General features: G+C 34.5%; 34 protein-coding genes and 1 pseudogene. 4 read left to right on the plus strand and 31 right to left on the minus strand.

Annotated features, from left to right (window positions below; all coding sequences use genetic code 11):
* Positions 1–31: 31 nt before the first annotated feature.
* Positions 32–652 (minus strand): recombination mediator RecR, encoded by a 621-nt coding sequence (recR, locus tag ACNQGD_RS09825; protein WP_417997016.1) that lies wholly within the window; start codon positions 650–652, stop codon positions 32–34.
* A gap of 99 nt (positions 653–751) precedes the next feature.
* Here recR and ACNQGD_RS09830 point away from each other — a divergent pair, with 99 nt between their 5' ends.
* Complete coding sequence (locus ACNQGD_RS09830) at positions 752–2,260, plus strand: sodium:solute symporter (RefSeq protein ID WP_417999174.1); 1,509 nt, start codon at positions 752–754, stop codon at positions 2,258–2,260.
* A gap of 94 nt (positions 2,261–2,354) precedes the next feature.
* Here ACNQGD_RS09830 and ACNQGD_RS09835 read toward each other — a convergent pair whose 3' ends face one another.
* Positions 2,355–2,720, minus strand: coding sequence for a CoA-binding protein (locus ACNQGD_RS09835; protein WP_417997043.1), 366 nt, complete (start codon positions 2,718–2,720; stop codon positions 2,355–2,357).
* 146 nt (positions 2,721–2,866) lie between these two features.
* Between ACNQGD_RS09835 and ACNQGD_RS09840 the strand changes: the two genes are divergently transcribed.
* Positions 2,867–3,496: a MarC family NAAT transporter gene (locus tag ACNQGD_RS09840; protein ID WP_417993324.1), complete on the plus strand. Its 630-nt coding sequence runs from the start codon at positions 2,867–2,869 to the stop codon at positions 3,494–3,496.
* A 48-nt stretch (positions 3,497–3,544) separates the two neighbouring features.
* Here ACNQGD_RS09840 and ctlX read toward each other — a convergent pair whose 3' ends face one another.
* From ctlX to eno, 4 genes are all read right to left on the minus strand, one after another.
* Complete coding sequence (gene ctlX, locus ACNQGD_RS09845) at positions 3,545–4,480, minus strand: citrulline utilization hydrolase CtlX (protein WP_417997018.1); 936 nt, start codon at positions 4,478–4,480, stop codon at positions 3,545–3,547.
* A gap of 90 nt (positions 4,481–4,570) precedes the next feature.
* Positions 4,571–5,485: a dimethylarginine dimethylaminohydrolase family protein gene (locus ACNQGD_RS09850; RefSeq protein ID WP_417999175.1), complete on the minus strand. Its 915-nt coding sequence runs from the start codon at positions 5,483–5,485 to the stop codon at positions 4,571–4,573.
* Positions 5,486–5,550: 65 nt separating this feature from the next.
* Positions 5,551–6,834: a citrate synthase gene (locus ACNQGD_RS09855; protein ID WP_417999176.1), complete on the minus strand. Its 1,284-nt coding sequence runs from the start codon at positions 6,832–6,834 to the stop codon at positions 5,551–5,553.
* A gap of 156 nt (positions 6,835–6,990) precedes the next feature.
* A complete protein-coding gene (gene eno / locus ACNQGD_RS09860; protein ID WP_417997020.1) occupies positions 6,991–8,283 on the minus strand; it encodes a phosphopyruvate hydratase in 1,293 nt (430 codons plus the stop codon).
* Between the two features lie 384 nt (positions 8,284–8,667).
* Here eno and ACNQGD_RS09865 point away from each other — a divergent pair.
* Both ACNQGD_RS09865 and ACNQGD_RS09870 read left to right on the plus strand, forming a co-directional pair.
* Positions 8,668–9,791 (plus strand): annotated as a pseudogene (locus ACNQGD_RS09865) (erythromycin esterase family protein).
* Positions 9,784–10,008 carry an erythromycin esterase family protein gene (locus tag ACNQGD_RS09870; protein ID WP_417999177.1) on the plus strand — a complete coding sequence of 75 codons (225 nt, stop codon included), beginning with the start codon at positions 9,784–9,786 and terminating at the stop codon, positions 10,006–10,008. The pseudogene ACNQGD_RS09865 and the gene ACNQGD_RS09870 overlap by 8 nt, the downstream one beginning before the upstream one ends.
* Before the next feature lie 79 nt (positions 10,009–10,087).
* On the opposite strand, the gene carA is transcribed toward ACNQGD_RS09870, so the two are convergent.
* From carA to rpsS, 25 genes are all read right to left on the minus strand, one after another.
* On the minus strand, positions 10,088–11,188 hold the full coding sequence (gene carA / locus ACNQGD_RS09875) for a glutamine-hydrolyzing carbamoyl-phosphate synthase small subunit (protein ID WP_417999178.1): 1,101 nt from the start codon (positions 11,186–11,188) through the stop codon (positions 10,088–10,090).
* Positions 11,189–11,515: 327 nt separating this feature from the next.
* Positions 11,516–12,001, minus strand: a complete 486-nt coding sequence (gene rplQ / locus ACNQGD_RS09880; protein WP_417999179.1) for a 50S ribosomal protein L17 — start codon at positions 11,999–12,001, stop codon at positions 11,516–11,518.
* Positions 12,002–12,032: 31 nt separating this feature from the next.
* Positions 12,033–13,025 carry a DNA-directed RNA polymerase subunit alpha gene (locus ACNQGD_RS09885; RefSeq protein WP_417973165.1) on the minus strand — a complete coding sequence of 331 codons (993 nt, stop codon included), beginning with the start codon at positions 13,023–13,025 and terminating at the stop codon, positions 12,033–12,035.
* A 21-nt stretch (positions 13,026–13,046) separates the two neighbouring features.
* A complete protein-coding gene (gene rpsD, locus ACNQGD_RS09890; protein ID WP_073210389.1) occupies positions 13,047–13,652 on the minus strand; it encodes a 30S ribosomal protein S4 in 606 nt (201 codons plus the stop codon).
* 87 nt (positions 13,653–13,739) lie between these two features.
* On the minus strand, positions 13,740–14,123 hold the full coding sequence (gene rpsK / locus ACNQGD_RS09895; protein ID WP_024981527.1) for a 30S ribosomal protein S11: 384 nt from the start codon (positions 14,121–14,123) through the stop codon (positions 13,740–13,742).
* 8 nt (positions 14,124–14,131) lie between these two features.
* The gene (gene rpsM / locus ACNQGD_RS09900) at positions 14,132–14,506 is read right to left on the minus strand and encodes a 30S ribosomal protein S13 (RefSeq protein ID WP_039110216.1); all 375 of its coding nucleotides are present in this window, start codon (positions 14,504–14,506) and stop codon (positions 14,132–14,134) included.
* A 2-nt stretch (positions 14,507–14,508) separates the two neighbouring features.
* On the minus strand, positions 14,509–14,625 hold the full coding sequence (gene ykgO, locus ACNQGD_RS09905) for a type B 50S ribosomal protein L36 (RefSeq protein WP_008992256.1): 117 nt from the start codon (positions 14,623–14,625) through the stop codon (positions 14,509–14,511).
* Positions 14,626–14,637: 12 nt separating this feature from the next.
* Entirely contained in the window at positions 14,638–14,853 is a 216-nt protein-coding gene (gene infA / locus ACNQGD_RS09910) for a translation initiation factor IF-1 (protein ID WP_007136545.1), read from the minus strand.
* A gap of 4 nt (positions 14,854–14,857) precedes the next feature.
* Positions 14,858–16,204: a preprotein translocase subunit SecY gene (secY, locus tag ACNQGD_RS09915; protein WP_282717546.1), complete on the minus strand. Its 1,347-nt coding sequence runs from the start codon at positions 16,202–16,204 to the stop codon at positions 14,858–14,860.
* A 13-nt stretch (positions 16,205–16,217) separates the two neighbouring features.
* Complete coding sequence (gene rplO, locus ACNQGD_RS09920; RefSeq protein ID WP_066081007.1) at positions 16,218–16,670, minus strand: 50S ribosomal protein L15; 453 nt, start codon at positions 16,668–16,670, stop codon at positions 16,218–16,220.
* Positions 16,671–16,681: 11 nt separating this feature from the next.
* Complete coding sequence (rpmD, locus tag ACNQGD_RS09925) at positions 16,682–16,864, minus strand: 50S ribosomal protein L30 (RefSeq protein WP_027310825.1); 183 nt, start codon at positions 16,862–16,864, stop codon at positions 16,682–16,684.
* A gap of 12 nt (positions 16,865–16,876) precedes the next feature.
* Positions 16,877–17,404, minus strand: coding sequence for a 30S ribosomal protein S5 (gene rpsE / locus ACNQGD_RS09930; RefSeq protein WP_035668102.1), 528 nt, complete (start codon positions 17,402–17,404; stop codon positions 16,877–16,879).
* Between the two features lie 6 nt (positions 17,405–17,410).
* A complete protein-coding gene (rplR, locus tag ACNQGD_RS09935) occupies positions 17,411–17,761 on the minus strand; it encodes a 50S ribosomal protein L18 (RefSeq protein WP_113636694.1) in 351 nt (116 codons plus the stop codon).
* An 11-nt stretch (positions 17,762–17,772) separates the two neighbouring features.
* Positions 17,773–18,315: a 50S ribosomal protein L6 gene (rplF, locus tag ACNQGD_RS09940; protein WP_417993331.1), complete on the minus strand. Its 543-nt coding sequence runs from the start codon at positions 18,313–18,315 to the stop codon at positions 17,773–17,775.
* 18 nt (positions 18,316–18,333) lie between these two features.
* Positions 18,334–18,732: a 30S ribosomal protein S8 gene (rpsH, locus tag ACNQGD_RS09945; RefSeq protein ID WP_066081018.1), complete on the minus strand. Its 399-nt coding sequence runs from the start codon at positions 18,730–18,732 to the stop codon at positions 18,334–18,336.
* Between the two features lie 138 nt (positions 18,733–18,870).
* Positions 18,871–19,140 (minus strand): 30S ribosomal protein S14, encoded by a 270-nt coding sequence (rpsN, locus tag ACNQGD_RS09950; RefSeq protein WP_007136553.1) that lies wholly within the window; start codon positions 19,138–19,140, stop codon positions 18,871–18,873.
* Between the two features lie 3 nt (positions 19,141–19,143).
* On the minus strand, positions 19,144–19,695 hold the full coding sequence (gene rplE / locus ACNQGD_RS09955) for a 50S ribosomal protein L5 (protein ID WP_131917005.1): 552 nt from the start codon (positions 19,693–19,695) through the stop codon (positions 19,144–19,146).
* A gap of 2 nt (positions 19,696–19,697) precedes the next feature.
* Positions 19,698–20,012, minus strand: a complete 315-nt coding sequence (rplX, locus tag ACNQGD_RS09960) for a 50S ribosomal protein L24 (protein ID WP_035668111.1) — start codon at positions 20,010–20,012, stop codon at positions 19,698–19,700.
* Between the two features lie 12 nt (positions 20,013–20,024).
* Positions 20,025–20,393, minus strand: coding sequence for a 50S ribosomal protein L14 (rplN, locus tag ACNQGD_RS09965; protein ID WP_026717863.1), 369 nt, complete (start codon positions 20,391–20,393; stop codon positions 20,025–20,027).
* Positions 20,394–20,395: 2 nt separating this feature from the next.
* Entirely contained in the window at positions 20,396–20,656 is a 261-nt protein-coding gene (gene rpsQ / locus ACNQGD_RS09970) for a 30S ribosomal protein S17 (protein ID WP_039110222.1), read from the minus strand.
* Between the two features lie 17 nt (positions 20,657–20,673).
* Positions 20,674–20,865: a 50S ribosomal protein L29 gene (gene rpmC, locus ACNQGD_RS09975; protein WP_035668115.1), complete on the minus strand. Its 192-nt coding sequence runs from the start codon at positions 20,863–20,865 to the stop codon at positions 20,674–20,676.
* Positions 20,866–20,878: 13 nt separating this feature from the next.
* Entirely contained in the window at positions 20,879–21,304 is a 426-nt protein-coding gene (gene rplP, locus ACNQGD_RS09980; RefSeq protein ID WP_007803637.1) for a 50S ribosomal protein L16, read from the minus strand.
* A 19-nt stretch (positions 21,305–21,323) separates the two neighbouring features.
* On the minus strand, positions 21,324–22,082 hold the full coding sequence (gene rpsC / locus ACNQGD_RS09985) for a 30S ribosomal protein S3 (protein ID WP_282717549.1): 759 nt from the start codon (positions 22,080–22,082) through the stop codon (positions 21,324–21,326).
* A gap of 6 nt (positions 22,083–22,088) precedes the next feature.
* Positions 22,089–22,499 carry a 50S ribosomal protein L22 gene (gene rplV / locus ACNQGD_RS09990; RefSeq protein WP_007136561.1) on the minus strand — a complete coding sequence of 137 codons (411 nt, stop codon included), beginning with the start codon at positions 22,497–22,499 and terminating at the stop codon, positions 22,089–22,091.
* A 6-nt stretch (positions 22,500–22,505) separates the two neighbouring features.
* Positions 22,506–22,784 (minus strand): 30S ribosomal protein S19, encoded by a 279-nt coding sequence (gene rpsS / locus ACNQGD_RS09995; protein WP_007136562.1) that lies wholly within the window; start codon positions 22,782–22,784, stop codon positions 22,506–22,508.
* Positions 22,785–22,787: the final 3 nt, after the last annotated feature.

Genomic DNA, 22,787 nt, shown 5'->3' on the forward strand with positions numbered 1-22,787 from the left:
ATTTAAAAAGCATCGCTATTCATTAAATGGATTAATTATTTTTGAACGACTTTTCAAAAGGAACTCTTTGCAAGATACTCCTTCCCAAGGTAACTTCGTCAGCATATTCCAGCTCATCCCCTACAGAAATTCCTCTTGCAATTGTGGACATGATTATTTCACAATCAGCGATTTGTTTATAAATGTAAAAATTAGTGGTGTCGCCCTCCATTGTGGAGCTTAACGCAAAAATTATTTCGTTGACACTACCTGATTTCACTTTCTCGACTAAAGTTGTTATATTCAACTGACTTGGCCCAACCCCGTCGATAGGAGAAATTTTACCCCCAAGAACATGATAAACCCCTCTGAACTGACCCGTATTTTCAATTGCCATGACATCGCGAATATCCTCAACAATACAAATGATTTGGTGATTTCTGCTCTGATTCGCACAAATTTCGCACAGTACACTATCCGAAATATTATGACAGCTATTGCAATACTTTATATCCTCCCGCATAGCAACCAAGGCTTGTGATAAAAAACCCGTTTGTTCTTTGGGCTGTTTTAGCAAATGCAACACCAATCGCAACGCCGTTCGTTTACCAATACCTGGTAATTGAGACATTTCATTAACCGCTTTTTCTATAAGTTTTGAAGAAAATTCCATAACAGCAAAAGTAGTTAATTTGTCCCAAACGTTCGGGATAGAAAATTTGAAAATTTGAAGATTATTTATGTAATTTGGTCCAACCAATTTTTATACAAAATGACTCCCAGCACCATTCTACTACTCATAATCGTTTATTTTGGAATTTTATTTTACATCTCTCATACTGTAAGCAAAAAAGACAGCGGAAATGATGCTTTTTTTAAAGCTAATAAAAACTCCAAATGGTACTTAGTTGCTTTTGGAATGATTGGCACGGCGCTTTCTGGAGTGACTTTTATTTCAGTCCCGGGAGAAGTAGGCTCACCAAATGGAGAACAATTCAAATATTTTCAATTTGTATTAGGCAATGCTATCGGTTTCATTATTATTGCAAAAGTACTGCTACCGCTGTATTATCGAATGAATCTGACTTCTATTTATAGTTATATCGAACATCGATTAGGAATTTACTCCTATAAAACTGCCGCAACTATTTTCCTGATTAGCCGAACAATTGGATCTGCATTCAGATTGTATCTTGTTGTGATCGTTTTGCAACGTTTTGTTTTTGACTTTTATGGTGTTCCGTTTGCAGTAACGGTTTTAATTTCGCTAGCTTTGATATTTGCGTATACCTATCGAGGTGGATTGAAAACCATTATTATTACGGATACTTTACAAACCTTTTTCTTAGTGTCTTCTGTCTTTTTAACGATTTTCTTTGTTTGCAAAAGTTTAAATTTGAATCTTTTTGAAGCTTTTGAAGCAGTAAAAAACAGTAATTACTCTAAAATATTCTTCTTCGAAGATTTTGTGTCCAATAAATTTCATTTTGCAAAGCAAATTCTGGGAGGAATTTTTGTAACCATTGCCATGGTAGGTTTGGATCAGGATTTAATGCAGAAAAACCTAAGTTGCAAAAACATTGGCGAAGCACAAAAAAACATGTTTACTTTCACAGGGATATTTGTACTAATTAATATTTTTTTCCTTAGCGTGGGTGCTTTACTTTATATTTATGCTACTAAAAACGGAATAGAAGTTCCAACTGATTTAGTTACCGGAAAACCCAGAACCGATTTACTATTTCCTGAAATTGCCTTTAACCATTTGACACTAATACCATCCGTTATTTTCTTGTTGGGATTAACGGCAGCCACTTTTGCCACAACAGATTCCGCATTAACAGCACTAACCACTTCGTTCTGTGTGGATTTTTTAGGCATGGATAAAGCAGAAAATCTAGGAAAACCAAATGTAGTACGAACCAGACATTTTGTTCATATTGCCTTTTCGTTTCTAATGTTCCTGGTGATTATTTTCTTTAATGCTATCAATGACAGTTCTGTGGTAGGGATGATTTTTAGGGTTGCATCCTATACGTATGGTCCACTTTTGGGATTGTATTGTTTTGGATTATTTGTAAAATCAAAAACAGTCAAAGACAAGTTTGTTCCGATTATATGCTTATTATCTCCGGTTGTAACGTACTTTATAAGCGAAAATTCGAAAACATTGTTTTTTGGATATGTTTTCGATAACGAACTCATAATCGTAAACGGGCTAATCACTTTCCTTGGATTAGTATTGATTAGCAAGAATGCTACATCCGGAACACGATTTTAGTTTTAGCCCAGATGGAAGCGGCATCCTTTTCTTGTCCCGTTTTTTTAACGGGACAAGAAAAGATATAGCGTACAGCTGGAAGAAGCTCCTAAAATTAATATTGATTTGTTGCCAACATAACTAGTGTACACGCTACCTCGACTTTGATGTCATTTAATTTCAACAATTGATAGAACTCTGGATTCTCAGTTCCTGGATTAAAAACAACTCGTTTTGGCTGTGCCTCAACGATATAATTGTAATAATCACGCTGACGCGAAGGATTCAGATAAAGTGTAACGGTATCGATATTTTTTAAAGGAATAGCCTTCGTTTGAATTTTTATTCCGGCTACTTCTCCCGCATTTTGACCAATCGCAAGAACAGAATGCCCTTTTTCAACCAGTTTTTCAATTGCTATAAAAGAATATCTAGCTGGTTTTGTTGAAGCTCCAAGAACAAGCGTTTTTTTATTTTTTATCATTTTCTGTAATTATATTTTGCAAAAGTAATGAAAAAGGTCCATCAGTTTAGCAATTATTAGGTTTAGTTATAAAAGTAAGAAAAAACATTACCCTAACATTAAAAAGTAAAAAAAGAGTATTTTTACAATCTTAAAAACAAAATATGGATCTATTTATTTATCTGTTTGTCGCACTTTTTTCGGTATTGAATCCTATTGGCACCGTTCCTATTTTTGTAGGACTGACACAAAATGACACTAAAAAGGAGCGTTCCAGAATTTCTTTATGGACGGCAATAAATGTATTTCTTATTCTTATCGTCTCGTTTTTTATAGGGCAATATGTACTACTTTTTTTTGGAATCAGTATTGATGCGCTTAGAATTGCAGGAGGAATTATTATTGTGAACTCCGGATTTTCATTACTTTCCGGACAATTTACTAAGAAGAGAGGTATTAATAAAAAAACAGAAACTGATGCTCAAAAAAGGAATGACATTGCGTTGACTCCACTTGCAATCCCAATGCTTGCCGGACCAGGTTCTATTTCTTTACTTATTGCCTTTTATCAGGAACACAATACAACTACCGACATCCTTATTTCCTCAGCCGCTATTCTTGCCATAGCAGTTGCAATTTTTATCATCCTGAAAAGCGCTCATTATTTAGCAAAAATACTTGGAGCATCCGGAATTGTTGCGATATCAAGAATTGTAGGTTTCATTGTAATTGCGATAGGAATACAATATATTGTGAGTGCAATTATCAATATTATAAAAGGAAATTTAGCCTAAGTAGTTTAATCTGGGCAAAGAATAGTGACTTTGCCCAGATTAAAAAAATTAATTTCTAGGTAAGAAAATTTCTGCCATCATGCACCTTGCGCTTCCTCCGCCACAAGCTTCAATGGTATCTAAACTTGAACTTAAAATTTCAGCATGTTTTTCTAATTGCTCCATTTGTTTTGGACTCAAACTTTGATGTGCAGCTGCACTCATAACCAAATATCGTTTGTCATTTGCTCCAAGAACCTCAAGCATATTACCTGCAAAATTGTTCATTTGGGCTTCGGTGATTAAAATGATTTCTTTACCGTTTTCTTTCAGATTATCCAAAACCATTTTACGCTCTTTCTTATCATCGATACAATCCGAGCAAATTACTGCAAAAGTTTCTCCCAGACACATCATTACATTCGTGTGGTAAATCAGTTTTCGTTCTGAATCGACAGTTTGAAAAGCTTCAAAAATTACTGGCGCATAATCAAAGTCTTCACAGAATTCGATGAATAATTCTTCATCAGCTCTTGGAGACAAAGCACAATATGCTTTTGCGTTGGTTCTATCCAAAAGTAAACTTCCAGTTCCTTCCAAGAAAAATCCATCTTCTTCAGCTGATGTATAATCAACAATGTTGTTAATCACAAAACCTTTATCTTCCAAAATATCCAAAATATCTTCGCGACGCTCCTGACGTCGATTTTCAGCAAACATTGGATATAAAGCTACATCACCATTCTCGTGAAAAGAAATCCAGTTGTTCGGAAAAACACTATCTGGAGTATCTGGATGCAACGTATCATCAACTACCGTAACATCAACACCAACTGCTGTTAATTTTTCGACAAAAGCATCAAATTCTTGCTGCGCTTTGGCATTTACCGTTGCAGGCAAAAGTCCGTCTAATACTTTTTGATAATAATTATTGACTACCGTTTGTTCGTTCATTCTAAACGCAACCGGGCGAATCATCAATATGGAATTTGTAGTTTGTTTCATGATTTTATTTTTTTATTTATTTATTTGGTAGAGACGCACTGCAGTGCGTCTCTACAGTGCGTCTCTACCACAATACGTTTTTACATTGAATTAATCTCTTATTAAAGGTAAGGTTGAACATCGTAATAGTCCTTCTTGTTTTGCAATTTCTGCGTATGGAATTTCTTCGACTACAAAACCGTTTCCTCGCAACCAATTGTTAAGTCTGGTGAAATTTCTTTCTGAAACAACAACATTTGTATCGATAGAAAAAACATTGGAATTCATATTATACATTTCGTCTCTAGTGATGTGAAATAGGTTTTCTTTTCCAAAGAGATTTACCAGAAATAGATAATCTGCTTCTTCACGGAATCCATTTTTATAGATAATTCCTTTGTCATTCCCTAGAGGTTGAAAACAACAGTCTAAATGTAATGCGTTGTCACGAGCTTCTATTTTAGATTTTACTAAATCAAATTCTTTAACAATTTTATTAGGGAATAAATCTTTAATATAGTGCACTCCTTGTATATTCGTTCGTGCAGTAATGTAATCTTTGTAGTCGCTACCTTTATAGGTTCCAATGAAAATATAATCGTTCCACAACATGACATCACCACCTTCTATGTGAACTTCCTCTGGAGGGCGCACCACTTTGTTAGGATTAATTTGGTCAATTATATATTGAATAGCATCTAGTTCTCGTTCTCTATCTGGCAAAATATTTGATTTCACAAAAATGTCATCAATTACAAAACCTATATCTCTTGTAAATATCTGATTGTAATTTTCAATCATTTCTGGACGATAAACGGTCACATCATATTTTTTCAGCACAGTATTAAATGCTTCCATTTCACTCACCATATCTTTTTCTAATGGATAGGTTCCTGCTAATATATGCTCCAATGATTTTGGGTCGTAAGCTTCCTCAACCTTTGGCGTAGGTCCATTATTCACTGCTGAACCCAGAACTACTACTCTAAGCCTCGAAGTTTCATTCTTTATATTTAACTCTAACATGTGTTTTTAGCTTTTGGCAAATATAAAAAAAGCTTCACTAATTAGTGAAGCTTTTTAAACTGATTTTATCTTTTATCTGTTGGCACAAAATCCCTCAAAGGATGCCCTGTGTAAATTTGTCTTGGCCTTCCGATAGGCTCCTTATTTTCACGCATTTCTTTCCATTGTGCGATCCAACCCGGCAAACGCCCTATGGCGAACATTACTGTAAACATATCTGTAGGAATCCCTAAAGCCCTGTAAATAATTCCAGAATAGAAATCTACATTAGGATATAAATTTCTTGATTTGAAATATTCATCTTCTAAAGCTGATTCTTCTAGTTTCTTAGCGATCGCAAGAATTGGATCTTCAACGCCTAAAGTTGCTAAAACTTCGTTAGCCGCTTTTTTAATAATTTTCGCTCTTGGATCAAAATTCTTGTAGACTCTATGACCAAAACCCATTAATCTAAAAGGGTCGTTTTTGTCTTTGGCTTTAGCCATATATTTATCAGCATCTCCACCATTTCTATGGATTTCTTCTAACATTTCAAGAACTGCTTGATTTGCTCCTCCATGTAATGGTCCCCAAAGCGCAGAAACTCCGGCAGAAATCGATGCAAATAATCCTGCATGAGAAGAGCCTACCATTCTAACGGTTGATGTAGAACAGTTTTGCTCATGATCTCCGTGAAGAATAAACAATTTATCTAAAGCATCTATAACTACAGGATTTGCCGTGTAAGGTTCTGTTGGCAGTTCAAACATTAAACACAAGAAGTTTTCTACATATCCTTTGGTATTATCATAATAATTTAAAGGATAGCCCATGCTTTTTCTATAAGTCCAAGTTGCAATAACTAGGAATTTACCCATAGTTTTACATACTGCTTCATACATTTCTTTTTCATTGTCAACATTAACCGATTTAGGGTTAAATGCTGTCAATGCACTTGTCAAAGCAGCCAAAACACCCATTGGATGTGCTGTTTTAGGAAAACCATCAATGATGTTTTTCATTTCTTCATTGACCAAAGTGTATTTTCTAATATCCGTTTCAAATTGCGCTAACTGCTTAGTAGTAGGCAATTCTCCAAAAATTAAAAGGTAAGATACTTCCAGAAAATCAGCTTTTTCTGCTAAATCTTCAATTGAATATCCTCTATAACGAAGAATCCCCAATTCTCCATCTAAAAAAGTGATGTCACTTGTGCAAGAACCTGAATTCTTATAACCAGGGTCAAGTGTTATTATACCGGATAAATCACGTAATTTGTTAATATCGATGGCAACTTCATTTTCACTTCCTACAATTATAGGCAGTTCAATTTTTTTTCCATCAATTTCTAATGTTGCTATTTTTGACATAATATAATTGAAAATAAACTTTTAAAATAATAATTTATCAAATCTAGGGAATTAAACACTAATTAAAAAGACAATAAGACAATGAAAGTGTTAAATATTACCAAAAAAAGCCATTCACGAAATGTGAATGGCTTTAAATAAAAATATCAAAATAAATTATTTGATTTTGAAAGCATTTTTACCAGGAAAATAAGCGGTGTTTCCTAATTCTTCCTCAATCCTTAATAATTGGTTGTATTTAGCCATACGGTCAGAACGAGAAGCTGAACCTGTTTTAATTTGACCACAGTTTAAAGCTACTGCTAAATCTGCAATTGTATTATCTTCTGTCTCTCCTGAACGGTGGGACATTACTGAAGTATATCCTGCATTTTTAGCCATATTAACAGCTGCAATAGTTTCAGTCAAAGTTCCAATTTGGTTTACTTTAATAAGAATTGAATTAGCGATTCCTTTTTCGATACCGGTAGACAAACGCGTTACATTAGTAACAAATAAATCATCTCCAACTAATTGTACTTTATCTCCAATTTTATCCGTAAGCAATTTCCATCCATCCCAATCATTCTCATCCATACCATCTTCAATAGAAATAATCGGATATTTAGCTGCTAATTCAGCTAAATAATCAACTTGCTCAGCAGAAGATCTAATCTTACCTGTTTCGCCTTCAAATTTAGTGTAATCGTACTTACCGTTCACATAAAATTCTGCAGCGGCACAATCTAAAGCGATCATGATTTCATCTCCAAAAGTATAACCTGCAGTTTCAACGGCTTTTTTGATGGTATCCAAAGCATCTTCAGTTCCTCCAGGAAGATTAGGTGCAAAACCACCTTCATCACCTACTGCAGTTGAAAGACCTCTATCGTGTAACACTTTTTTCAAACTATGAAAAATTTCAGTTCCCATTTGCATTGCATGTGAAAAAGAAGTTGCTTTCACAGGAAAAATCATGAACTCTTGAAAAGCAATAGGCGCATCAGAATGTGATCCTCCATTAATAATATTCATCATTGGCACTGGCAATGTATTTGCCGAAACACCCCCTACGTATCTGTATAAAGGCAATCCTAATTCATTAGCAGCCGCTTTTGCTACAGCTAATGAAACACCTAAAATTGCATTTGCCCCTAATTTTGATTTATTTGGAGTACCATCTAAATCAATCATCGTTTGATCAATTAAATTTTGTTCGAAAACTGAAACACCCAAAAGTTCTTCAGAAATAATGGTATTCACATTTTTCACAGCATTCAAAACTCCTTTTCCAAGAAATGCTTTTCCTCCATCACGTAACTCAACTGCTTCATGTTCTCCAGTGGAAGCTCCAGATGGTACTGCTGCTCTTCCTAAAACACCATTATCTGTAATTACATCTACTTCTATTGTAGGATTTCCTCTTGAATCGAAAATTTGTCTTGCGTGAATTTTGATAATAATACTCATATACTAAAATTTTAAATTTTAAAATACAAATATATTCTATCTTTTGGAATGATTTTATCAAAATAATGAATGTTATTAACGAAAACGTTATAATTTTTTGAAAAACAAAACATTTAAACTATTTTAAGAATTTATTTTTACATTATCCGTTATTTTTTTGAATTCCATTAAAATTTAATTCAGGAAATTTCGACTAAAACTTAAGGATATTAGTTTTACTTATAATGAATAAATTCATTCACCAAATTAAATAAAAAAGCACTCATTATCAATTATATACATTAAGTTTATACCAATTTTTATAAGCAAAAAAAACTATCTGTTATTATAGTTTCTTAGGTCAGCAATTATCACAAATCTTTTTCTAAATTAAAAAATAAAAATGTGAGGCAAGCTTTAAAAAACCTTAACAATTTAATAGATTCTAGTGAAATTGTAGCATTATTGAATAAAACGGCTTCTACATTGGAAAACACAGAAGATTTAAACCCACCAGTTGACTATATAGGAGATGCAAAATATGTTCTTTTGAGCGAAGCCTCACACGGCACACATGAATATTATACTTGGAGAGCTAAAATAACACAACGACTCATTCAGGAAAAAAAATTTTCATTTGTAGGTGTTGAAGGGGACTGGCCGGATTGCTATCGTTTAAATCGGTATGCAAAAGGATATTTAGATTCTGCAAAAGATATCTTTAACGTGATGCATGAATTTAATAGATGGCCAACTTGGATGTGGGCAAATTGGGAAATAGCAGCATTCATTGATTGGCTAAAGGTTTACAACGAAAATTTCTCTAAAGATCAAAGAATCGGATTTTACGGATTAGATGTATACAGTTTCAGAGAATCTATGAATTCGATCATTCAATATTTAGAAAAGAATGACCCAAAAGCACCCGCAATTGCAAAAAAAGCTATGAAATGTTTTGAACCCTACAACAGAGATGAAGGGCAATCTTATGCCAGAGCATCTTCTTTCGTCCCGGAATTATGTGAGAACGAAATCCTGCACTTGCTTACGGAAATTATAAAAAATGTCCCCAATTACAATCACGATCCTGAAAATGTTCTGAGTACAGAACAAAACGCATTCATTGCCAGAAATGCTGAGAAATATTATCGCGCCATGATAAAAAGAGGATCTGCCTCTTGGAATATCCGTGATGAACACATGGTTTCGACTATAGAACGCCTCATGATATTCCATGGAAAGGACGCAAAATTATAGTCTGGGAACACAACACCCACATTGGAGATGCACGAGCTACAGATATGGCATCTGAAGGAATGGTAAATGTAGGGCAGTTATTAAGAGAACAACATCTGACTGATGGAGTAGTTGCAGTTGGATTTGGATCTTACAAAGGAAGTGTCGTAGCGGGAAGAGAATGGGGAGATTCTATGCGAAAAATAAAAGTTCCTGAAGCTGTTGTGGGCAGTTGGGAACATGCTTTTCATCTTGCCAGTAATAGAAAAAAACAAATTGTTATTAATGAGTAAAGTAAAGCACGAAAAATGTCTTTCATCATACATAGGCCATAGAGCAATAGGTGTTGTTTATAATCCAGAGCAGGAAAGATTCGGGAATTATGTTCCGACAATACTACCCAAAAGATATGATGCTTTTATTTTTCTTGACGAAAAAAGTGCATTACATCCCATACACATCCAACCAGATGGAAACCAGATTCCTGACACCTATCCTTTCAGTATGTAATAGTAATTAATAAAAAAAGGTTTGACTTTTAATTAAGTCAAACCTTTTTTCAATATCTAATCTAGGAAAATATTCTAATTTATCCTTTTATGTTCTCCATAAATTGATCGAAAAGATAAGAAGAATCATGTGGCCCAGGACTTGCTTCCGGATGGTATTGAACAGAGAAGCAATTTTTATTTTTCATTCGCATACCCGCAACCGTTCCGTCGTTTAGGTGGAGATGTGTAATTTCTAAATCAGGATGATTATCCAATTCTTCCTTATTAACGGCAAAACCATGATTTTGAGACGTGATTTCTCCTTTTCCGGTAATGATATTTTTTACAGGATGATTTATTCCTCTGTGTCCGTTAAACATTTTATAGGTCGAAATTCCATTGGCCAAACCAATAACTTGATGTCCTAAACAGATTCCAAATAAAGGTTTGTCATTTTCAAGAATTTCTTTTGCTACTTGTATAGCACCAGAAAGCGGCTCTGGATCTCCGGGTCCATTGGATAAAAAATAGCCATCTGGATTGAATTCCGATAAATCCTGATACGAAGAATCAAAAGGAAAGACTTTGATATAGCAATCTCTTTTAGCAAGATTACGAAGGATATTCATTTTAATTCCTAAATCAAGTGCAGCAATTTTATAGGTTGCATTTTCATCTCCAAAGAAGTACGGTTCCTTAGTTGATACTTTAGACGCTAATTCTAAACCTTTCATATCCGGAACTTTTGCCAAGACAACCTTTAGGTCTTCAATTGAAGTTTCATCAGTACAAATTACAGCATTCATAGCGCCATTGTCTCGAATGTAACTTACAAGAGCTCGGGTATCTACATCAGATATGCAGATCAGGTTTTGTTTGATAAAATACTCTTCTAAACTCCCCGAAGCATCTTCTCGTGAATAATTGAAGCTAAAGTTTTTACAAATTAATCCAGCTATTTTAATACTTTGTGATTCAACTTCTGAATCGTTTACCCCATAATTTCCAATGTGAGCATTGGTCGCTACCATTAATTGACCAAAATAAGAAGGGTCAGTGAATATTTCCTGATAACCTGTCATTCCTGTGTTAAAACAAACTTCTCCAAAAGTGGTTCCACTGATACCAATAGATTTTCCGTGAAAAATGGTTCCGTCACTTAATAGAACAATTGCTTTTTGTCGTGTTGTATATTTCATTCGTTGATTTCTATTACTTTTTTAATAGTGTCATGGAACTCGCAAAGCTCGTTTCATTTGTAGTTAAATATTGTGCAAATTTAATTCTTTATAGCAATGGATGCAAGTTTTTGAAATTTATTGTAAAATAAAAACATTCTAATCTTGACCTAATGATCCCGTATGCCAGCAGAGATTATTTAGCTTTTTCTTTCAAAGCAAAATGCCGAACAAAGCAGGACAATATCCCGTTAAATCCCGAAGCTTTTGCTCTAAAAAAAAATCAAAAAAAAAGGATAAACTATAAATAGCTTATCCTTGATTTTTATTGAATGATTATTTTCATAATTATTCAGCAGTCTCTGTAGTTGTTTCAGTTTCGGCAACTGGAGCTTCAGTAGCTTCATCTTTCTTAGCTTTACCACCACGACGGCTTTTTGCTTTTTTAACTTCTTTTTTACCACCATTGTAAAGTTCATTGAAATCTACCAATTCGATCATTGCCATATCAGCATTATCTCCTAAACGATTTCCAACTTTAATGATACGAGTGTATCCACCTGGACGGTCTCCTACTTTAGCAGCTACGTCTCTGAACAAGTCAGTTACCGCATATTTGCTACGTAAGTAAGCAAAAACAATACGACGATTGTGAGTAGTATCGTCTTTTGATTTTGTTATAAGCGGCTCAACGAATTGTTTAAGCGCTTTTGCTTTAGCAACAGTAGTGTTAATACGTTTGTGCTCGATAAGAGAACAAGCCATATTAGCTAACATAGATTTTCTATGTGCAGTCTGTCTGCTTAAGTGATTGAATTTTTTTCCGTGTCTCATTGCTATGTAAATTTAAACCTTGCGGCTTAGATTATTCTTTATCTAGTTTGTATTTTGCTAAATCCATTCCGAAGTTCAAATTTTTAATAGCAACTAGTTCATCTAGTTCAGTTAAAGATTTTTTACCAAAATTACGGAATTTCATTAGGTCATTTTTATTGAACGATACTAAATCACCAAGTGTATCAACTTCAGCCGCTTTCAAACAATTTAATGCTCTTACAGAAAGATCCATATCAACAAGCTTAGTTTTAAGCAGTTGTCTCATGTGTAATGACTCTTCATCATACGATTCTGTTTGTGCAATTTCGTCAGCCTCAAGTGTAATTCTTTCGTCAGAAAACAACATGAAATGGTGAATTAAAACTTTTGCAGCTTCAGTAAGGGCATCTTTTGGATTGATAGAACCATCAGTTTTAATTTCAAAAACTAATTTTTCATAATCTGTTTTTTGCTCTACACGGAAGTTTTCAATGGCATACTTCACATTTTTTACCGGAGTAAAAATTGAGTCAGTAAAAATAGTTCCAATTGCAGCATTCTGTTTTTTGTTCTCTTCAGCAGGAACATATCCTCTACCTTTCTCGATAGTCAAATCGAAATTAAGTTTGATCTTACTGTCTAAATTACAGATAACAAGTTCTGGGTTCAGAACTTGGAAACCTGAAATAAATTTTTGAAAATCACCAGCTGTTAATTGATCTTTACCTGAAACAGAAATAGTAACTGATTCATTATCGATATCTTCGATTTGACGTTTGAAACGTACTTGTTTTAGATTAAGGATAATTTCGGTAACGTCTTCAACAACTCCTGGAATAGTAGAAAATTCATGATCTACACCTTCAATGCGAACAGATGTAATTGCATAACCTTCTAATGCTGAAAGCAAAACTCTTCTAAGTGCATTACCAACGGTCAATCCGTATCCTGGTTCTAAAGGTCTGAATTCAAATTTACCTTCAAAATCGGTTGAATCGATCATGATAACTTTATCGGGCTTCTGAAAATTAAATATTGCCATAAATTTCGACTAAGTCAATTATTATTTGTTGTACAACTCTACGATTAATTGTTCTTTAATGTTTTCTGGGATTTGAAGTCTCGCAGGTACAGAAACAAAAGTACCTTCTTTAATATCATTATTCCAAGTAATCCATTCATAAACATGACTTGAATTAGATAAAGAACGTTCGATTGCTTCTAAAGATTTAGATTTTTCACGAACTGCAACTTTATCACCAGGTTTAAGGTGGTAAGAAGCAATATTTACTACATCACCATTCACAGTAACGTGTCTGTGGGAAACAAGTTGTCTCGCACCTCTTCTAGAAGGAGCAATACCCATTCTAAAAACAACGTTATCTAATCTTGCTTCACATAATTGTAAAAGAACTTCACCAGTAACACCTTTAGTAGCTGATGCTTTTTTAAATAAACCTCTGAATTGTTTTTCTAAAATTCCGTAAGAATATTTAGCTTTTTGCTTTTCCATCAACTGGATAGCGAATTCAGATTTTTTACCTCTTTTTTTAGCCATCCCGTGTTGTCCGGGTGGATAATTTCTTTTTTCGAAAGCTTTATCGTCTCCGAAGATTGCTTCGCCGAATTTACGGGCGATTCTTGTACTTGGACCAGTATATCTTGCCATTTTAAATTGTTTAAGGTAGAGATTATGAATTCAGGTCTTATCCTTCGATAATCGGTATTCTGCCTAGGTTATACTAAAAATATATTATTAAACTCTACGTCTTTTAGGAGGACGACATCCGTTGTGAGGCATTGGAGTAACATCGATAATCTCAGTCACTTCAATTCCACCGTTATGCAAAGAACGGATAGCAGACTCACGTCCGTTTCCTGGTCCTTTTACATAAACCTTTACTTTTTTAAGTCCAGCTTCAAGAGCTACTTTACTACAATCTTCTGCTGCCATTTGGGCTGCGTATGGAGTGTTCTTTTTAGAACCTCTAAAACCCATTTTACCAGCTGAAGACCAAGAAATAACTTCACCTTTTTTGTTTGTCAAAGAAATGATGATATTGTTAAAAGTAGCAGAAATATGAGCTTCTCCCGTTGATTCAACGATAACTTTACGTTTTTTTGCAGTTGCTTTAGCCATATTACTTATTATTTAGTTGCTTTTTTCTTGTTGGCAACAGTTTTTCTTTTACCTTTTCTTGTTCTAGAGTTGTTTTTAGTTCTTTGTCCTCTTAAAGGAAGACCAGTTCTATGACGGATACCTCTATAACATCCAATATCCATTAAACGTTTGATGTTTAAAGAAACTTCAGAACGTAATTCTCCTTCAATTTTGAAAGCTGATACTGCTTCACGAATTGCTCCGATCTCATCATCATTCCAGTCTTGAACTTTTTTATCTTGGCTAACTTGAGCTTTTTCTAAAATCTCAATAGCTCTACTGCTTCCTAATCCGAAGATATAGGTAAGTGCTATAACACCTCTCTTATTTTTTGGGATATCTACCCCTGCTATTCTTGCCATAATTATCCTTGTCTTTGTTTAAATCTAGGATTCTTTTTGTTTATTACGTACAATCTCCCTTTTCTTCGCACAATTTTGCACTCGGGACTTCTCTTTTTTACTGAAGCTCTAACTTTCATTTTGAATATCCTTTAATATCTATAAGTAATTCTTGCTTTTGACAAATCGTAAGGGCTCATTTCTAGTTTCACTTTATCACCAGGTAATAATTTGATATAATGCATACGCATTTTTCCAGATATATGGGCTATTACAATATGTCCATTTTCTAACTCTACACGGAACATTGCATTTGATAATGCTTCAATGATTGATCCGTCTTGTTCTATTGCTGATTGTTTTGCCATAAAGTTAAGCTACTGCTTTTCTATTTTTACCACTTTTCATTAAACCATCATAATGCTTATTCAACAAGTATGAATTGATTTGCTGCATTGTGTCTATAGCAACTCCAACCATAATTATTAATGAAGTACCTCCAAAAAACATTGCCCAAGATTGCTGAACATCCATAAGACTTACAACAATTGCTGGGAACACAGCTATCAAAGCAAGAAATAAAGATCCTGGAAAAGTTATCAAAGACATCACCTTGTCAAGATAATCAGAGGTTTCAACTCCTGGTCTAATACCGGGAATAAAACCACCGCTTCTCTTTAAATCATCAGACATTTTGTTAGTAGGTACGGTGATTGCAGTATAAAAGAAAGTAAATACAATTATTAAAGTTGCAAATACAAAATTATACCAGAATCCAAACATATTACTAAAAGCGCCCACAATTGATTGTGAAGCATCTGATTTAGACAAACCTGCTAAAGCAGCTGGAATAAACATAATTGCTTGCGCAAAAATTATTGGCATAACCCCAGAAGCATTAAGCTTCAAAGGAATCCATTGTCTGTTTCCACCCAACATGTCTTGTTCAAAATCACCCGATGTTGTACGACGCGCATATTGAACAGGAATCTTCCTGATCGCCATAACCAATAGTACACAACAAATGATAACTAATAACCAAATAATGATCTCAATAACTAACAACATCGGTCCACCATTATTGTTGGTAACTCTTGTTGTAAACTCTTGAATAAAAGCCTGAGGTAATCTAGCCAAAATTCCAACCATAATTAACAAAGAAATACCATTTCCAATTCCTTTATCAGTAATTTTTTCTCCTAACCACATGGCAAAAATTGTCCCTGTAACTAAAATAATAACTGAAGAAAATAAGAATTCAAATGAATTGAATCCCAATAAAAATGCATTACTAGGTAATGTTCTATATAAATTATAGATGTAAGTTGGACCTTGAACTAAAGTAATCCCAATTGTCAACCAACGTGTAATTTGATTAATCTTTTTTCTACCGCTTTCTCCATCACTTTGAAGTTTTTGCAAATAAGGAATCGCAATTCCCATTAACTGAACCACAATGGAAGCAGAAATATAAGGCATAATTCCCAAAGCAAAAACAGAAGCTTGAGAAAAAGCACCTCCAGTAAACATGTCAAGAATTGAACCAATTCCTTCTTTAGTTTGCCCAGCTAAATTACCTAACTGTGTTGCATCAATACCTGGCAGGGTTACTTGAGCCCCAAAACGATAAACTAAAAGCAAACCCAATGTTATTAGGATTCTATTTTTCAGTTCCTCGATTTTCCAGACATTACTTATTGATTCAATAAATTTCTTCATATTAATTGAAAAATTACATTGTTACAGCTTCTCCACCAGCAGCTTCAATAGCAGCTTTTGCAGTAGCAGTAAATTTGTGAGCGGTTACTTTTAATTTTGCTGTCAATTCACCTCTACCTAAAATCTTAACGATTTCATTTTTAGTAGCTAAACGATTAGCAACATAAACTGTCATATCAACAGTATCTTTAATAACACCATTATCAACTAAAAGTTGCAGTGTATCAAGATTTACACCTTCGTAATCTTTACGATTGATGTTTGTAAAACCAAACTTAGGCACACGTCTTTGAAGTGGCATTTGACCTCCTTCAAAACCAATCTTTTTAGAATAACCAGAACGAGATTTTGCTCCTTTGTGACCTCTTGCAGAAGTACCACCTTTTCCAGAACCTTCTCCTCTACCTAATCTTTTATTTTGATTGTGTGTAGAACCTTCAGCAGGTTGTAAGTTACTTAAATTCATAACAGTATTTGTTATTTAGCTTCTTCAACAGAAACTAAGTGTTTAACTTTATTTATCATCCCAAGGATTGTAGGGTTTGAATCATGCTCTACAACTTGTCCCATTTTACGTAGACCTAAAGCTTCTAATCCTCTTTTTTGTGTAAGGGGACAGTTGATTTTGCTTCTAACTTGTTTTACTAATAATTTAGCCATAATTTCCTTGAATTAACCTTTAAAAACTTTTTCTAAAGAAACGCCTCTTTGTTTTGCAACAGTATAAGCACTTCTCATTTGTAATAAAGCATCAAAAGTTGCTTTTACCACGTTGTGAGGATTTGAAGATCCTTGAGATTTAGATAATACATCATGAATTCCCACTGATTCAAGAACTGAACGAACAGCTCCACCAGCAATAACTCCCGTACCGTGAGAGGCAGGAATTAAGAAAACACGTGCACCACCAAATTTACCTTTTTGTTCGTGAGGAACTGATTGACCATTCAAAGGAATTTTTACTAAATTTTTCTTAGCATCTTCTACTGCTTTCGCAATTGCTTCAGAAACATCTTTAGATTTTCCTAATCCGTGTCCAACCACTCCGTTTTCATCACCTACAACTACAATAGCAGAAAAACCAAAAGCTCTACCACCCTTTGTAACCTTAGTAACACGATTTACACTTACCAGACGATCTTTTAATTCAAGACCACTTGGTTTTACTAACTCTACATTCTTGTATTTACTATTAGACATACTATATTAGAATTTAAGTCCAGCCGCTCTTGCGCCTTCCGCTAATGATTTAATACGTCCGTGATATAAATAACCTCCTCTATCGAAAGTTACTACGTCTATCCCAGCTTTTAAAGCTTTTTCAGCAACTAGTTTTCCAACTGCTGTAGCAACTTCAATGTTCGTACCGTTACCTATTTCTTTTTCTCTTGAAGAAGCTGCCAATATAGTAACTCCGTTTACGTCATCAATAAGTTGAGCGTAAATTTCTTTGTTACTTCTAAATACAGATAGTCTTGGATTAGTAGCAGTACCACTAATTGTCTTTCTAATTCTGAATCTAATTCGTTGTCTTCTTTCAGGTTTTGTTAATGACATAATCTTATTTTTTAAGCTGATTTACCTGCTTTTCTTCTTAATACTTCACCTACAAATTTAACACCTTTTCCTTTGTACGGCTCAGGCTTACGGAAACCTCTGATTTTCGCAGCTACCTGACCTAAAAGTTGTTTGTCAAATGATGTTAATTTAACAATTGGATTTTTACCTTTTTCAGATATCGTTTCTAAAGTCACTTCCGAAGCGATTTCTAAAACTATATTGTGAGAGTAACCAAGTGCTAAATCTAATTTTTGTCCTTGATTAGAAGCTCTATAACCAACTCCTACCAATTCTAATGACTTAGTAAAACCTTCTGTTACACCGATAATCATGTTATTGATTAAAGATCTGTACAATCCGTGTTTTGCTCTTTGGTCTTTGTGATCAGAAGATCTTTCTACTTGAACTAGATCCCCTTCAACCGTTACAGTTACGTCCGAAAACTCCTGAGTTAGTTGACCATTTTTTCCTTTTACCGTAATAATACCATCCGCAACTGTAACAGTTACTCCAGCTGGTATTGTTACTGGGCTTTTACCTATTCTTGACATCTTATATAGTCTTTAAAATTAGTATACGTAACAAATTACTTCGCCACCAACATTCAGTTGTTTCGCTTTCTTTCCAGTCATTAAACCTTTTGAAGTAGAAACAATAGCAATTCCTAATCCGTTAAGGATTCTAGGAATGGTAGAAGAACTTGAATATTTACGTAAACCTGGTTTACTAATTCTTTGGATATCTTTAATTACTGACTCTTTAGTATCTTTATCATACTTCAAAGCGATTTTGATTGAACCCTGAACAGCGTTGTCTTCAAATTTGTAACTCAAGATATAACCTTGATCAAATAAGATCTTAGTTATTTCTTTTTTTAGATTAGATGCAGGAATTTCAACAACTTTGTGGTTTGCAGCCACTGCGTTACGAACTCTTGTCAAATAATCGGCAATAGGATCTGTATACATGTGTATTAATTTGCGGTTTTGGTTTTCGACAAACTATTTATCGAACCTGAAACCAATTTATAAATTTCAATAATTACGAATTTCAAATTACGAATGACATTTAAAATGCAATTCGTAATTTGAAATTCATAATTGATTTTACCAAGATGCTTTTTTAACACCTGGTATCAATCCGTTATTTGCCATTTCACGAAATGTAACACGTGAAAGACCGAATTGACGCATATACCCTCTTGGTCTACCTGTTAATTTACAACGATTGTGCAAACGAACTGGCGAAGCATTTTTTGGTAACTTTTGCAAACCTACGAAATCTCCAGCTTCTAACAAAGCTTTTCTTTTCTCAGCATACTTAGCTACTGTTTTTTCTCTCTTAACCTCGCGGGCTTTCATTGATTCTTTAGCCATGTCTTAATTCTTTTTAAAAGGTAAACCTAGTTCAGCCAATAATGATTTTGCTTCCTTATCTGTTTTTGCAGTAGTTACAAAAGAAATATCCATACCTGAAATTTTGTTTACTTTATCAATATCAATTTCTGGGAAAATGATTTGTTCCAAAACTCCAAGGTTATAATTTCCTCTTCCGTCAAAACCAGTAGCTTTAATACCACTGAAATCTCTTACACGCGGTAATGCAGAAGTAATAAGTCTATCTAAAAACTCATACATTCTTTCTCCACGTAAAGTAACTTTTGCTCCAATCGGCATCCCTTTTCTCAATTTGAATGACGCAACGTCTTTCTTTGAAATTGTAGATACTGCTTTCTGTCCAGTGATCTTTGTCAACTCATCAACTGCATAGTCGATTAGTTTTTTATCAGATACAGCTGCACCAACTCCTTTACTTAAAACGATTTTTTCCAATTTTGGAACTTGCATTACGTTTACGTATCCGAATTCCTCTTTAAGAGCAGCAATTACTCTGCTCTTATATTCTTCTTTTAGTCTAGGTATATACGCCATTACTATAGTACTTGATTAGATTTTTTTGAAAATCTTACTTTCTTATCTCCTTCTACTCTAATACCAACTCTAGTTGTTTCCTTAGTTTTAGGATCAATTAAAGAAATATTAGATATTTGTATAGAAGCTTCTTTCTTTACGATACCACCTTGAGGGCTTTTTGCACTAGGTTTCGTATGTTTTGAAACCATATTTACACCTTCAACAATCGCTTTGTTTTTCTCACGGTACACACGTAAAACTTTACCTTCAGCACCTTTATGGTCTCCAGCTATTACTCTTACAATGTCACCTGATTTTATTTTTAGCTTTATCATCTTAAAAACGAATTAAAGCACTTCTGGTGCTAATGATACAATTTTCATGAATTGTTTTTCACGAAGTTCTCTTGCTACCGGACCAAAAACACGAGTTCCTCTCATTTCACCAGCAGCATTTAATAACACACATGCGTTGTCATCAAATCTAATGTATGAACCATCGGCTCTTCTCACTTCTTTTTTGGTACGTACAACAACTGCAGTTGAAACAGCTCCTTTTTTAACGCTTCCGTTAGGAGCAGTATCTTTGATAGAAACTACAATCTTGTCACCAACAGAGGCATACCTTCTTTTGGTACCTCCTAAAACTCGGATAGTTAAAACTTCCTTTGCTCCAGTGTTATCTGCTACTTTTAGTCTTGATTCTTGTTGTACCATAATTATTTAGCTCTTTCTAAGATTTCAACTAACCTCCAACATTTTGTTTTACTCATAGGACGCGTTTCGCTAATCCTTACAGTATCTCCAATGTTGCAGTCGTTCTTTTCGTCGTGTGCGTGATACTTTTTAGTTTTCAACACGAACTTACCGTATAATGGGTGTTTTACTTTACGCACTTCAGCAACAACAATAGATTTATCCATTTTGTCTGAAGTAACAACACCAACTCTTTCTTTTCTTAAATTTCTTTTTTCTTCCATCTTTCAGCAGATTACAATTATTGCAACTCTCTTTTAGTAAGTTCCGTAGCTAATCTTGCAACTGTTCTTCTTACACTTCTAATTTGAAGTGGGTTCTCAATTGGAGAAATAGCGTGAGCCATTTTTAGGTCGGCATATGCCTTCTTAGTCTGGCTAAGTTTTTCTTGCAACTCCGCTGCAGAAAGATCTTTTATTTCTGATTGTTTCATAATATAATATAAATTATGCTTCGAAATCTCTAGCAACGACGAATTTAGTTTTTACTGGAAGCTTTTGAGCTGCAAGACGTAACGCCTCTTTTGCAACTGACAAAGGTACTCCTCCAACTTCAAACATAATTCTTCCGGGTTTAACAACGGCAGCCCAATACTCAACTGCACCTTTACCTTTACCCATACGTACCTCAAGAGGTTTCTTAGTGATAGGTTTGTCTGGAAATATTTTGATCCATAATTGTCCTTCTCTTTTCATGAAACGAGTTGCAGCAATACGTGCAGCTTCAATTTGACGAGAGGTTAAGAACATTCCATCTTCATGTACAGATTTAATACCAAACATTCCATTAGAAAGTTCATGTCCTCTTTGAGAATTTCCTTTCATTTTACCTTTTTGTACCTTACGGTATTTTGTTCTTTTAGGCTGTAACATTTTTCTTTAGTTTAAAAATTTACTTTCGTTTACGAGCGTCTGGCTTTCCACCTTTGTTAAAAGGTTTTCTGTCTCCTCTAGGAGAATCACCACCTTTACCACCAGCACCAGATTGTTTTTTGTCCATTCCAGCAAGTGGAGAAAGATCTCTCTTTCCATAAACTTCACCTTTCATGATCCACACTTTGATACCCATTCTACCATAAGTAGTATGCGCTTCAGCCAAAGCATAATCAATATCAGCTCTGAAAGTTGATAGAGGAACTCTACCTTCTTTGAAACCTTCTGAACGTGCCATCTCTGCACCATTCAAACGACCAGAAATCAAAACTTTGATACCTTCAGCGTTCATACGCATTGAAGCAGCAATAGCCATTTTGATTGCACGTCTGTAAGAAATTCTGCTTTCGATTTGACGACAGATGCTTGTAGCAACTAGATACGCGTCAAGTTCAGGTCTTTTTATTTCAAAGATGTTGATTTGAACCTCTTTGTCAGTAATTTTCTTAAGTTCTTCTTTTAACTTGTCTACCTCTTGTCCACCTTTCCCGATAATGATACCTGGTCTTGCAGTAGTGATAGTAACGGTTACAAGTTTTAAAGTTCTCTCGATGATTACTTTTGATACACTAGCTTTTGATAAACGAGCATGGATATACTTTCTGATTTTGTGATCTTCGGCAAGTTTATCACCGTAATCATTTCCACCATACCAGTTTGAGTCCCATCCTCTGATGATACCAAGTCTATTTCCAATTGGATTTGTCTTTTGTCCCATCTTGTATTAAATTGCTTGTGTGTTATTAATAGATCCAAGCACGATTGTTACGTGATTAGAACGTTTTCTTATTCTGTGCGCACGACCTTGTGGAGCTGGACGAAGTCTTTTCAACATCATACCACCATCTACTGTAATCGTTTTAACAAATAAACCTGCTTCTTCCATATTAGCGTCAGGGTTTTTTGCTTGCCAGTTGGCAATTACAGATAAAACCAATTTTTCTAATTTTCTTGAAGCTTCTTTAGAACTAAATCTTAAGATGTTTAGTGCTCTTTCTACCTTCTGACCTCTTACCAAGTCCGCTACTAAGCGCATTTTTCTAGGTGAAGTAGGGCAGTTATTCAATTTTGCGAAAGCAATAGACTTATTAGCCTCTTTTCTCGCATCTGCTGTTTCTCTTTTACGAACTCCCATTGCTTCTTATTTTTTACCTTTATTTTTTGCTCCAGCATGACCCCTAAAAGATCTAGTTGGTGAAAATTCTCCTAATTTGTGACCTACCATGTTTTCTGTTACGTAAACTGGTACAAATTGACGACCGTTATGAACTGCGATTGTTTGTCCAACAAAGTCTGGAGTAATCATAGAAGCTCTAGACCATGTCTTTACAACTCCTTTATTTCCACCAGCAATGTTTTCTTGAACTTTCTTGTCTAACTTATAATGAACGAAAGGTCCTTTTTTTAATGAACGTGCCATATC

This window comes from Flavobacterium glucosi (genome assembly GCF_048286535.1).
Classification (GTDB): domain Bacteria; phylum Bacteroidota; class Bacteroidia; order Flavobacteriales; family Flavobacteriaceae; genus Flavobacterium.